This window comes from Brachybacterium sp. ACRRE (assembly GCF_022346485.1).
GTDB classification, from domain to species: domain Bacteria; phylum Actinomycetota; class Actinomycetes; order Actinomycetales; family Dermabacteraceae; genus Brachybacterium; species Brachybacterium halotolerans.
Genome location: NZ_JAKRMO010000026.1, coordinates 38,653 through 49,404, shown reverse-complemented (window position 1 = coordinate 49,404; position 10,752 = coordinate 38,653). Strand labels below are relative to the sequence as shown.

Here is a 10,752-nt window from a genome sequence, read left to right as displayed (position 1 = left end):
CGTCCCGACTGCATGAAACTCTCGACTACCGCACCCCCGCAGCGGTCGAAGCGTCCTACACTCACCCCACGACGACCGCGCCCGCCTAACCACGGAACGAAACCCAGGGCGCTTCATCAGCGAGAGCGGCTGACCCGCGAGGCGAATCCGATCCGCGCGCATGGCGATGCCCGCGGCCTCGAGGACTATGGGGAGCCCGCGATGGCGGTCGTAGTCGCGCACGGCGATCTGGTCGCAGTTCGGGGCATCCCGAAAAGAGCTGGTCGAGACGGTCAGCGGTTCGATCGGCTCACCTGCGACGGCCAAGAAGAGGAGGACCTCGCCGTGCGTCGTCCTGATACTTGCCAGGTCGGCGTTGTGGATGCCGAGCGTGCGGGAGACAGCGGAGACGTCGCGGCAGAGGATGTGCATCGGGGTGCCCTTCGTGCTGGACGGGACTCTTCTCCCGTCTCTCCCCGAAAGCGGGCGACCTCGCGTCCTCACGGGACGGCGCCGGTGCTCGACAGGTTGCGGGTGACCCGTCCGATCCCTTGATCCTGAACCCGGTCGGTGCGCGGTCAGTGCAGTGGGCTGCGTCGAATGCGGTGGATCTCGGCGGCGTGCAGGGCACCGAGGAGGGCGTAGCTGACGACCGCGAGGGCCACGGCGGCGAGCAGCGGGGTCAGATCGCCAGCTGCGCAGGAGAGCGCTCCAGAGAGCACGAAGAGCACGCTGAGGACGATCGCGAAGCCTCGTGCGAGACCGCGGGTGATGGCGCGCGCCTCGCGGATCCTGGTCTGCTTGCTCATGCGCCTGCGCCCCTCGAGTTGGCAAAGGGGGCGTGAGCGGGCAGGAGCCGGGCGGCGAGGTCGAGCTCGGAGACGATGCGTGCGATCGCCGTGTCGGCCTGCTCGAGCAGCTCTTGGCGGACCTCCTCGTCCTGCACCTGCCACGCGTAGATGGGGTCGACGTCGCCCTGGGTGACCATGAGCATGTCGACGGCGACCTGCTTGCGCAGTTGTGCGCGGCCGCCGTTCTCGTCCTCGGATCCCGGGGCCTTGCCCTCGGCGTGGGTCATGTCGTCGTTCACGAGATCAGTCCTTCGGATGGTTGTCGGCGAGGTATCGGTCGATGTGGGCTCGCATCATCGGGATGTGCGCGCTCCGCTCGGGGTGAGCAGCAGCGACCTTCGCGAGCCACGCCGAGAGGCCTTCGAGCGCCTCCCGGGCAGCGGCCTCGCGGACCTGGGCGTCGTGGCGTTCGCGCCAGTCGCGGGCGGCGAGCATCCCGACCGCCCAGTCGGCGAACTCCGGAGGGAACTCCGTGCCGAGCCCGCGCGCGAGGTCGTCCTTCGTCATGTCGGCGGCGTGCTCGTGGAAGCACGTCTCGATCGTGCTCCAGCCGACTCGCAACCGCTCCGGGATCGGATCGCGGCGTACACGCTCGACCTTGTGCACCTCGGTCTCGGTGCTTGTGAGCCCGTCTGCCACGGCACGGGCCTGTGCCTCGGTCGCGTGCTCTCGCCCGGTGCTGGCGAGCTTGCCGTCGCGGAGCTTCCACACCTCCCAGTACGTCTCCCAGGGGTCGTAGCGCTCCACGTCCGCGCTGGTGGTCGCCTCGCCGTGCGTTGCGGTGCTCATCCACGTCTCCTCTTCGCCGCTTCCTGGTCAAACGCACAGTGGGCGGACGGGGCGTCTCGCGGGACCGAGGACTGCCACGTTGCACGGGCCTCTCCGTCGCCGTGCACCGGAGTCATCCGTGGGCATGCGCCTCACGCGGGTCGCCAGTCGGCACAAGGAGGGAGAGCCCCCGCACGATCCCCACCACTCGTTTGTGCAGGCCACCGACCGATTTCCGGGTCGTTCCCCACGGCCCCCACCGGTCCTCCACCCAACAAACGCGCAGGTCCGGGCAGAAACCCCCTCATCCCCTAAATACTTTCTCTATCTCTTAAGAAGAGAAATGTATGTATGTATGAGGGGGATATGTTCTCCGATCTCCCCTATAGGCCTATGGTTCACGCGGCGGGATGTGGGGGATGTAGGAGATCGACGCATGACCTGCGAAGATCGCCCTCCCCAGCAGGTGGGATCACGGCGGACAAGGGTGGGGCAGACTCCACCGCCAGGCCATCACCGCGCTGAGGACCACTCGCTTCTCGTTACCCCGCGTCGCTCTTCCCTTCGGGCGCCGGCCCAGGCAAGAACATCAGAACTATCCTCGCGCACACGACCCAGACCATCGCGGATTGGAAGAGTGCGAGGAGGGTGAGCAGGCACGTGAGGAAGATACCCACGGCGCACAACCCCAGCACCTCGAGGGGAGCCGGGACGGGGGCGGACATCAGAACGCTGCCGATGAACCCCAGGGCGGCGATGCCGACCAGGACCGGGCCGACGGCCCGTGGCGGACGCAGGATCTGACCCCACGATGCGCCCGCGTCCGCAGGGCGTAATGGTGCGCGGCGAGCAGGAATCCTCCAGGCACCAGGATCGCGACGCAGCGCACGCACCTTGCGCAACACGAGGGCGCTGCCCCCTCCGGCTGCTCCGAAGGCGCAGGCAAGAACTCCCGTCGTGGCGGACAGCTGAACGTCCCGCGAGTACATACTCACGGCACCGAACGCGCAGGCTCCAGCCAGGAGAAGACCAGCGAGGGACAAGGCGAGAAGCCCCCTCATGGCATCTCTGCGAGTCGCGACGAGCTCGACGCGGCCCAGAGGGTCGACCGTGTACGGGCTACCGGCGATGTCGACGATGCTCACTCCGTCTCCCTCCGTCCCCCATCGAGGCCTCCGCCTACGTAGTGCACCAGTTCTCCGTCGACGACTCGCGTGCGCGCCACGACGCGCGCTCCGGGGTCCCCGAACGCACCGCGCAGCCAGTAGGTATGCACGCCACCGGCATTGCGCACGACGATCCCGAAGCATCCTGCCGGCGTCCTCTCATCGACGAACGCACCGTCGAGACTCACGGTGACCGCATCTCTGCGTACCTGCGCATAGGTCACCGCGCCAGGGCCGGGCTCCTGGGCCGCCGGCACGGGCGACCTCTCCTCGTAGGTGGTGGTCATCGTTCACAGCCCCAGCTCGTCGAGCATGTCCTCGGCCACGTCCTCCACCTCGACCGACTCGTAGGTGTACGTGCCGAAGCCACCTCTGTGGAGGCGATCGACCAGGCGCTGCTTGAGCTCCGCACGGTCCCGCGTCGCAGCGGACAGCTGACGTCGCTCCTCTGCACGGCCCTGCTCGAACGCCTTGGCCACCACCTGCTGGAGCGCCTCGGTGTTCACCAGGTCCATCATCAGGCACACGTTGTCAGCGCCGGCGGTGTGCTGCGCGTACTCCGTAGCGAGATTCCTTGAGCTCACGATCTGCCTCCTCCTGCGCCGGAGGTCTCCGGCATCACCAGACCAGTGGGCGATCGCAACCTGCTGCAGGACATCGCCCCGCTCGCGACCGGGACCGTACATCGCCCTGCCCCACCACGATCCGTCCCGCGGCCGCGACTCTTCGCCCACTTGAAGGGCCCACCGTGAACGAGACGAGGTCCCATGAACACCCAGCCCTACCTGTCCGCTGGTCTGCCCAGCGTCGGCGACATCGTCACCGCCTTCCTCCCCCTCGGTGCAGGAGTCCTCTGCGCCGTCCTCATCCAGATGCTCGATCGCGTCCTCGCCCGTTCCGCGCCCGACACCGACAAGGCCGCTCAGCACACCGCGAGAGTCCACGTCGTCAGCGCCCTCGCGGCAGGAATCACCGCCCTCGGCGGGCTGCTGCTGACCGGGGCGAACTTCCTTGCGATCTACGGCGGGCTCTCCGGCATGGCCAAGGTCCTCGCGTTCTTCGTCGGACTGGCCCTTCTCATCCCCGGCCTCATCATCGCCATCGCAGTAGTCCCCGGGCTCGGGAGTCGGCGATGAACGACCCTGCCACGGACCACGAGGACCCGGTGCCCATTCACACCCTGACTGCCACCGACCTCTTCGCCGGCGCCGGCGGATCCTCAGCGGGACTCGAACAGGCCGGCTACCGGGTCCTCGCCGCCGCGAACCACTGGCCGACGGCGGTGAAGACTCACGCGGCGAACCATCCGAAGACCCAGCACCACCTCGCGAACCTCTCCGAGACGGACTTCCGCGCCTTCCCCTCCACGGACCTCCTCTGGGCATCGCCCTCGTGTGTCTGGCACGCCCGCGCCGGCGGCAGAAGAAAGCCCCCCGTCGAGCAGGAACGGCTGAAGGCCGACGCCGGAGCGATCGACAGGGCAACCGCCTTCGCCGTCATCGCCGCGGCCGAGGTCCACAGGTACCCGGCCGTGGTCGTCGAGAACGTCCGCGAATTCACCGACTGGAGCCTGTTCCCCTGGTGGCTCGACGGCATGCAACACCTGGGCTACCAGGTGCAGCAGACCGTGATCGACGCGGCCACCATCGGCGAGGCCCAATCCCGCCGCCGCTGGTTCGGCGTCTTCACCCAGGGCGACAGCGTCGACCTGACTCCCCCATCGATCGCACCCCGGCACGCTGACCGGATCCTCGACCCGGACCTCGGGAAGCCAGTCACCCGCCGCCTGTACGTCACCCCGCAGATCGAACAGATCACCGAGAAGGACATCCCGCACCTGGTGATGTACCGCCGCAACGCACGCCCCCGCCGAGCAGATCAGCATCCACTGGCGACCGTCACCGCCGGCGGCAACCACCATGGCATCGCGACCTTCACTGCCGCCGGCCCTCGCTTCCGCATGCTCACCCCACGCGAACGGGCGCGAGCACAGGGGTTCCCCGACGCCTACCGCTTCCACGGCTCGCAATCCGACGTGGTCAAGCAGATCGGCAACGCTGTGCCCGTGCGCGTCTCCCGCTTCCTGGGCGAGCGCGTGGCCGCCTCGCTGGGGGCACTTCCGGCATCGTCCCCTCGGTGAGCTCGTAGCCGTCCCGCCGAACGGCCGCAGCGCCCACTGAGTCCTCGAACCGCACGAGACGAGGAAGGCCGACCATGAGCGTCCATGTTGAGACCCATCGCAACCCCCGGTTGGAGCTTCTGTCCAAGGGGGAGCTCGCCGAGAACATCGACTTCCCGTGCCAGGAGTGGGAGACCGATGACCGCGTGCTGACCATCGAGACCGACGAGGTGACCGTGATCGACGGCGAACTCGAAGGCTTCGCCCGAGACGTCTGGCGCACCGTTTTCGGGGAGAACCACCCCTCCGATTCCGCTGACGAGGAGAACTGACCATGAGCATCCGCACCTACACCATGGCCGAGTACGTCTTCCGCACCCGGACGGTCGAGATCAACACCGACCGCCTGACCCCCGGTCAGATCGCAGTGCTGGACCACAGCGACGGGGCTGATGAGGCGAGCCGTGAGGCGCAGGACATCCTGCACACGACGGGTCTGGCCCACGTGACCGAAGAGATCTACGGCGAGGCTGACGAGCCGGGCACCTACTACGAGACGGAGCACTGACATGGGCAGTCACGACGAAAGCACCCTGGCCCTGCAGGTCGCCCTTCGAATCGATGACCGTGACCCCGCGCAGTGCGCAGCGTGGATCGAATCCGCCGAGCGGGTGTGCGCGAAGGCGTCCACCCGGCCCTGGCTGTGCTCTCGGCACGCCACGGTCGCCAGTCGCCGGCTCGCGAAGGCTCAGGAAGAGCACGAGGCCGCTCGCACCAAGGCACTGCGACGGCGCGAGGAGGCCCGACCGCGCCTGGAAGCTCGCCTCGAAGCGATCGACCAGAAGCTCCGCAGGATCGACCCTCTCTTCGGAGGGATCGAGCACGGTGCGGACCGAGCGGCACAGAACGCTCCCCTGCGGCAACGCCTCCCTTCCGATTCCAGGATCGCCGAGCTCGCACGCTTGCATCGCAGCCGCGATCAGATCCTCAGCCAGCTGGGACGGGACGCGTGACGGGCCCTCTCGTCCCACCGCACGCGGAGCTCGCCCACTAGAAGGTCGACCCACAATCGAGAAGGGGCAGACCATGATCAGCAAGATCCTGAGGGACCGAGCAGGCGACGTAGTGACCCTGTCGTCGGGAGAGCTGACCGCCCGCCGCAACGAGGTCACCGTCCACGTCCGCGAGACATTCCGCGGCCGCGAGCACACTGCAGCCGCTCATGTAGATGCAGGCGACCTCCGCGCGGCTCTGGACGAGATCGCGCCCGCTCCGATGCCGTCCGCGATCACCGACGAGATGGTGGAAGCGTTCATCCGCGCCTACATGGCTGTGGGCGGCCCCCAGGAGGGCGCAGTGCGGGCAGGATTCCACGCCTCCCTGCCTGCCGCGCCGGCCCCGAAGACCGACGAGGACGACCTCACCTGCAACTGCACCTATGCCCTGGACCTGATCGCGCAGGCGCAGGCCAAGACCACCGAGGCCGAGGCCCGCGCGGAGAAGGCCGAGGAGGAGCGGGATCGGGTCGTCGAGGTCCATACCCGTGTCCGCCGCGAGCGGGACGAGGCGCTGACCCGCGTGCGCGAGCTGGAATCCCTGACGGCGCGCGAGCATCTGGACGCCGCCCTGTTCGAGGAAGTGATGATCGCTCAGCGGATGGCCGACAACCTCCGCGCCCTGTACCCGGACACCCCCATGGCGACGGACGACATCACGGAAGCCGTGATCGAGGCGTTCGATCCGCCGACCCCGAAGCGACCCGAGGGAGCCGAGGACTGGGACGAGGAGCTGGGCGAGATGCCCGCCGCGAGCGACCTCACGCCGGAGCAGCGCGGCCGACTGGCGGACGCGCTGGCCGAGCGGGATCACGCTCTGGGCGTGCGCGTCACCGAGGACGGGGAGGGCGAGGGATGAGCACCCACACGATCACCTATGACCTCACCAGCCCTGGCAACGGCGAGATGACCTGCCACGCACCGGCAGACGCGCCGTGCCATGCCGTCTGGGACTGCGACTGCGAGAGCATCTACAACTACCACGTCGCGTTCGGGGTGCCGCACCACTACAACACCTACGACGACGGGTACACCGTCCGGGCTCATCACGTCGGACGGTTCGACCCCAGCGAGTGCGCGATCACGGTCTGGCACGAGAACAGCGACGAGGACGTGCGCGGCACGGTCGTGGTGACCGTGGAGCCGGTCTGGCAGGGCGACTACTTCGAGTTCCGCGCCGGGTCCGCCCGCGTGGACGAGGACGGTGCATCGTGAAGCGGGCGGTCATCACCCGCGCGGATACGCGGTCAGTCGCACAGCGGGAGGGAACCCCGTGGGTGGTCCTGGTGGGCACGCCGTCCCTCCGCCCCGGCAGCGCCCCGATGCTGCTCCGCATCGCAGCATCAGGGGTCCACAGCAAGTGGACCTATCACCCCACCCACACCGAGGCTTTGGCGCACGCCCTGGCCGCTGTGGGACTCGCACCCAAGGAGGAGCGATGATGGACCTACTCGACGCTCTGCCCGAGGTCCCAACGAAGGTCACCGAACGGAACATGCTCGACCTGCTCCATGATCGCTACTCGCAGACCAGCCAGGGCACCGCCCGCCGCTACGCCTGCGCCGAGCACGTCGCCGAGCACTCCGGGTGGACGACAGCCGACGGCCGCTACCGGGATCCGCGCCGTGCGGACTTCCTCGCCCAGGACTGCTGGACGTACCACGGGCTCCTGCTGCACGGCCACGAGGTCAAGGTCAGCCGCTCCGACTGGCTCACCGAGCTCCGCGACCCGACGAAGGCCGAAGCGGTCAAGCGCTACTGCGACCGCTGGTGGCTGGTCGTGCCGGATCGAGCGATCGTGCACGACGACCTACCGGAGGACTGGGGCCTCATGGCCCCCGGACGCGACGGCCGGCTGCGCGTGTTCCGCCGCGCGCCCGCCCTGACACCCGAACCGATCCCGGCCACGTTCCGCGCCGCTCTCATGCGCGCCGTCGCCAAGACCAACCACCGCCGAGGAAGCGAAGACCGATGAGCACCTATGCGAAGTCCACGACCGTCGACCCGAGTCGGTCGCGCGCTGAGATCGAGTCCGTGCTCGCCCGCTACGGGGCGACAGGGTTCGGGTATGCCACGGAGGACGATGGGGAGACCTCCCGCGCGGCCGTCACGTTCATCGCTCACGGCCGCCAGGTGCGGTTCCTGATGACCATGCCGTCTCGCAGCGACCGGAAGTTCACGAGGACGCCGGAGCGTGGGACGCCCCGCAGCGCGGACGCGGCGTTCAAGGCGTGGGAGCAGGCCTGCCGGCAGCGGTGGCGGGCGCTCGCTCTGGTGATCAAGGCGAAGCTCGAGGCCGTCGAGTCGGGGATCGTCACGTTCGAGGCCGAGTTCCTCGCGCACACGATCGTGCCAGGCACAGGCCAGACTGTCTCCGAGCAGATCGAGCCGTCGCTCGCACTGGCGATCGAGTCCGGCCGAGCACCGGCCATGCTCCAGATCGAGAGCGGGTCGACCCGATGAGCGACTTCACCGGCCGCGCCCAAGTCGAAGCCGAGGAGCGCTATCGCATCCAGCGCATGGAACCCGTGATGACGCTCAGCGAACACAAGGTGACCGCCTTCATGGACGGCGCCGAGTGGGCCGCATCGCAGGAACCGACCCGCGATGAGGTCGAGGCCGCTCTGCGCGCCTACAACACCAGCGAGGGATTCACGCTCGGAGACATCATGCGCGACGCCCTGATCGCCGCGAGGAAGGCAGCCCGATGAGCCCCACTGGTATGGGGAAGACCAACGCAACGCCGTGTAATGCGAGATAGCGTCCCGTCGTAGGTCCTGCCCGCCCACTTGATGGTCGACCCACGAACGAGAAGGGACCGACCATGGCCACGATTCCCGGCAACCCGCATGCGGCAGACGCGGAGGGCTCTGTGAAGATTCTGCGCGCGTGGATGGACCGCGAGGGCGACACCAATACCGCGGCCCTTGCGGTCGCCATCGAAGCCCAGGCGCAGGCGACACTCGCTCTGGCCTACGAGCAGCGGACCGCGAACCTCATTGCGGCCGCGACGGCCACGTACGCGGACGGCACCGCCATGTTCCCGGAGCTGATCCACGCCAAGCATGGGGAGACCATCAAGAGGCTCGCGGAGGAGACGACCCGATGACCACGTTCACCGACCGCGCCCGAGCCGAAGCCGAGGACGCCGCCACCATCGCGCACTCGCCCATCCGGCGCGAGGACGGGAACACCTACGACTCAGACGAGCACATCGCGTACCGGCGCGGGTTCGTCGCGGGTGCCGAGTGGGGCGCATCGCAGGAACCGACCGACGCTGAGGTCGAGGCCGCGAGGTCGGTGCTCGATGAGTACGAATACGCCGACGAGCCGCAGGCGATCCGTGCCGCCCTGATCGCCGCGCGGGAGGCGAGAGCATGACCGGCACCGACACCCTGCGCGAGCAGATCCGGGACGAGGTGGAGGGCATCGTCATCGGTTCGGGCTACTACTCCATCGCGATCGGTATCGACGCGGCCGGGGAGGTGGCCGACGCCGTGCTCGCGGTCGTCCAGCCCGCCACGCGCGAGGAGAAGGCCGAGGCGTGGAACGAGGGGCACGAGATTGGCTGGCTCAACGCCGATGAGCGCTGGCGATGCGACGGTTCGATCCCCGCCTACTACAAGGCAGAAACGACACCCAACCCCTACCGAGACGAGAGGAGCACGGGCGCATGACCGGGTACACGCCGAGCGAAGCGGACGAGCGGATCGCACATGGCTACGCCGAGGTGGTGCACCACGCGAGCGAGGGCATGGTGACGCACGAGGAGGGTGTGCAGGAGTTCTACGCGTACCTCGCCGCCCACGACGCCCAGGTCCGCCGCGACGCCGCCAGGGAGGTCGGGCTGTACATCGAGCATCTCCACCCGAACGGCCCCACCCACACCACCGCCGTGCTCGCAGACATCGACCTCGCCGCCGACCGTATGGGACGAGGCCTCCACGCCAACGGAAGGGAGCGCGAGACCCCGTGACCACCATCGACCGGGAGCACCTGCGCAAGCTCGCGGACGCCGCCACCCTCGGACCATGGGAGGCGGAGCGCATCCACCACCGTCCGCTCGGGCAGCCCCCGCATCACTGCTGGGAGGTGACCGTGGACGGCCAGCCCCTCATCGACTGCTTCCGAGAGGACGAGGACGATGCCGCCGAGACTGCTGATTTCATCGCCGCCGCCCGAGACGCCGTGCCCGAGCTGCTGGACGCCCTCCAGCGGGTCCGGGACCTCCACCACCCCTGGGGCGACACCCTCAGCGGGACACGCATCTGCAACGAGTGCGACCATGCATGGCCGTGCGCCACCGTGCGCGCCCTGGAAGGATGACCCCATGACTCCCCGCACCATCAATCGCCTCGCCGCACGCGGCGAAAACCTCGTGGACCCCGCGATGAAGGAAGCCGCGCGATTCCCCGAACCCCACTCGAACGGTGTCGGCATGTTCATCGCGGGCGCGTACTGGGGACGCCACAGGGAGCGGTCCAAGGGCAAGCCCACACGACGTCCAGCACGGCCGCCACGAAGCCTCCGTCGCGCGCTCGACGATCAGGGAACAGAGGAGACCCGATGAGCCACCCAACACCCGAGCACAAGCCGGCTGGAGGCTTCTCCCCGGCAGCCCTCGTGACCGCAGTCCTGGCGGTCGGCGGGATCATCGCCTTCGGCCTCGGTGCGTACGACGTGCTCACCCACCAAACGCCCGCGGGCTACGTCTTCCTCTTCGGCGGCAGCTTCTCCCTCGCCGCAGCACAGGTGCTGCACCATCTGCGTGTCGGCGGCAGGAGCCTCTGAGCGCGACCCGACAACCGGTCTGG

At 68.5% G+C, this 10,752-nt stretch carries 23 protein-coding genes; 17 read left to right on the top strand and 6 right to left on the bottom strand.

The features are described 5' to 3' along the window. The 6 genes from MHY49_RS09500 to MHY49_RS09475 form a co-directional block, all read right to left on the bottom strand. On the bottom strand, positions 1–411 hold a 411-nt coding region (locus MHY49_RS09500; protein ID WP_239203761.1), incomplete at its 3' end, for a hypothetical protein. A gap of 146 nt (positions 412–557) precedes the next feature. Then, the gene (locus tag MHY49_RS09495; RefSeq protein WP_239203760.1) at positions 558–788 is read right to left on the bottom strand and encodes a hypothetical protein; all 231 of its coding nucleotides are present in this window, start codon (positions 786–788) and stop codon (positions 558–560) included. After that, complete coding sequence (locus MHY49_RS09490) at positions 785–1,069, bottom strand: hypothetical protein (RefSeq protein ID WP_239203759.1); 285 nt, start codon at positions 1,067–1,069, stop codon at positions 785–787. Before MHY49_RS09490 ends, MHY49_RS09495 begins: the two co-directional genes overlap by 4 nt. A 4-nt stretch (positions 1,070–1,073) precedes the next feature. Beyond that, complete coding sequence (locus tag MHY49_RS09485) at positions 1,074–1,619, bottom strand: hypothetical protein (RefSeq protein ID WP_239203758.1); 546 nt, start codon at positions 1,617–1,619, stop codon at positions 1,074–1,076. 1,120 nt (positions 1,620–2,739) lie between these two features. Further along, on the bottom strand, positions 2,740–3,051 hold the full coding sequence (locus MHY49_RS09480) for a hypothetical protein (RefSeq protein WP_239203757.1): 312 nt from the start codon (positions 3,049–3,051) through the stop codon (positions 2,740–2,742). Between the two features lie 3 nt (positions 3,052–3,054). Next, positions 3,055–3,348, bottom strand: coding sequence for a hypothetical protein (locus MHY49_RS09475; RefSeq protein ID WP_239203756.1), 294 nt, complete (start codon positions 3,346–3,348; stop codon positions 3,055–3,057). A 183-nt stretch (positions 3,349–3,531) separates the two neighbouring features. On the opposite strand from MHY49_RS09475, the gene MHY49_RS09470 reads away from it, so the two are divergent. The 17 genes from MHY49_RS09470 to MHY49_RS09390 all read left to right on the top strand — a co-directional run bounded on the left by MHY49_RS09470 (position 3,532) and on the right by MHY49_RS09390 (position 10,729). Beyond that, a complete protein-coding gene (locus MHY49_RS09470; protein WP_239203755.1) occupies positions 3,532–3,900 on the top strand; it encodes a hypothetical protein in 369 nt (122 codons plus the stop codon). After that, positions 3,897–4,904, top strand: coding sequence for a DNA cytosine methyltransferase (locus MHY49_RS09465; RefSeq protein WP_239203754.1), 1,008 nt, complete (start codon positions 3,897–3,899; stop codon positions 4,902–4,904). Before MHY49_RS09470 ends, MHY49_RS09465 begins: the two co-directional genes overlap by 4 nt. Before the next feature lie 74 nt (positions 4,905–4,978). After that, positions 4,979–5,215 (top strand): hypothetical protein, encoded by a 237-nt coding sequence (locus MHY49_RS09460; protein WP_239203753.1) that lies wholly within the window; start codon positions 4,979–4,981, stop codon positions 5,213–5,215. A 2-nt stretch (positions 5,216–5,217) separates the two neighbouring features. Then, positions 5,218–5,451: a hypothetical protein gene (locus MHY49_RS09455; protein ID WP_239203752.1), complete on the top strand. Its 234-nt coding sequence runs from the start codon at positions 5,218–5,220 to the stop codon at positions 5,449–5,451. 1 nt (position 5,452) lies between these two features. Next, complete coding sequence (locus tag MHY49_RS09450; protein WP_239203751.1) at positions 5,453–5,896, top strand: hypothetical protein; 444 nt, start codon at positions 5,453–5,455, stop codon at positions 5,894–5,896. Between the two features lie 73 nt (positions 5,897–5,969). Next, positions 5,970–6,797: a hypothetical protein gene (locus tag MHY49_RS09445; protein WP_239203750.1), complete on the top strand. Its 828-nt coding sequence runs from the start codon at positions 5,970–5,972 to the stop codon at positions 6,795–6,797. Beyond that, a complete protein-coding gene (locus MHY49_RS09440; RefSeq protein ID WP_239203749.1) occupies positions 6,794–7,153 on the top strand; it encodes a hypothetical protein in 360 nt (119 codons plus the stop codon). Before MHY49_RS09445 ends, MHY49_RS09440 begins: the two co-directional genes overlap by 4 nt. A gap of 223 nt (positions 7,154–7,376) precedes the next feature. Then, the gene (locus tag MHY49_RS09435) at positions 7,377–7,913 is read left to right on the top strand and encodes a hypothetical protein (protein WP_239203748.1); all 537 of its coding nucleotides are present in this window, start codon (positions 7,377–7,379) and stop codon (positions 7,911–7,913) included. Next, positions 7,910–8,401 carry a hypothetical protein gene (locus MHY49_RS09430; RefSeq protein WP_239203747.1) on the top strand — a complete coding sequence of 164 codons (492 nt, stop codon included), beginning with the start codon at positions 7,910–7,912 and terminating at the stop codon, positions 8,399–8,401. Before MHY49_RS09435 ends, MHY49_RS09430 begins: the two co-directional genes overlap by 4 nt. Then, entirely contained in the window at positions 8,398–8,649 is a 252-nt protein-coding gene (locus MHY49_RS09425; protein ID WP_239203746.1) for a hypothetical protein, read from the top strand. The genes MHY49_RS09430 and MHY49_RS09425 overlap by 4 nt, the downstream gene beginning before the upstream one ends. A 113-nt stretch (positions 8,650–8,762) precedes the next feature. Beyond that, positions 8,763–9,047 (top strand): hypothetical protein, encoded by a 285-nt coding sequence (locus MHY49_RS09420; RefSeq protein WP_239203745.1) that lies wholly within the window; start codon positions 8,763–8,765, stop codon positions 9,045–9,047. Next, complete coding sequence (locus tag MHY49_RS09415; protein WP_239203744.1) at positions 9,044–9,319, top strand: hypothetical protein; 276 nt, start codon at positions 9,044–9,046, stop codon at positions 9,317–9,319. The genes MHY49_RS09420 and MHY49_RS09415 overlap by 4 nt, the downstream gene beginning before the upstream one ends. Next, positions 9,316–9,615: a hypothetical protein gene (locus MHY49_RS09410; RefSeq protein WP_239203743.1), complete on the top strand. Its 300-nt coding sequence runs from the start codon at positions 9,316–9,318 to the stop codon at positions 9,613–9,615. The genes MHY49_RS09415 and MHY49_RS09410 overlap by 4 nt, the downstream gene beginning before the upstream one ends. Further along, complete coding sequence (locus MHY49_RS09405) at positions 9,612–9,914, top strand: hypothetical protein (RefSeq protein WP_239203742.1); 303 nt, start codon at positions 9,612–9,614, stop codon at positions 9,912–9,914. Before MHY49_RS09410 ends, MHY49_RS09405 begins: the two co-directional genes overlap by 4 nt. Continuing rightward, entirely contained in the window at positions 9,911–10,264 is a 354-nt protein-coding gene (locus MHY49_RS09400) for a hypothetical protein (RefSeq protein WP_239203741.1), read from the top strand. Before MHY49_RS09405 ends, MHY49_RS09400 begins: the two co-directional genes overlap by 4 nt. 4 nt (positions 10,265–10,268) lie before the next feature. Beyond that, complete coding sequence (locus MHY49_RS09395) at positions 10,269–10,508, top strand: hypothetical protein (RefSeq protein WP_239203740.1); 240 nt, start codon at positions 10,269–10,271, stop codon at positions 10,506–10,508. Continuing rightward, positions 10,505–10,729 (top strand): hypothetical protein, encoded by a 225-nt coding sequence (locus MHY49_RS09390; RefSeq protein WP_239203739.1) that lies wholly within the window; start codon positions 10,505–10,507, stop codon positions 10,727–10,729. Before MHY49_RS09395 ends, MHY49_RS09390 begins: the two co-directional genes overlap by 4 nt. The last annotated feature ends 23 nt before the right edge of the window (positions 10,730–10,752 follow it).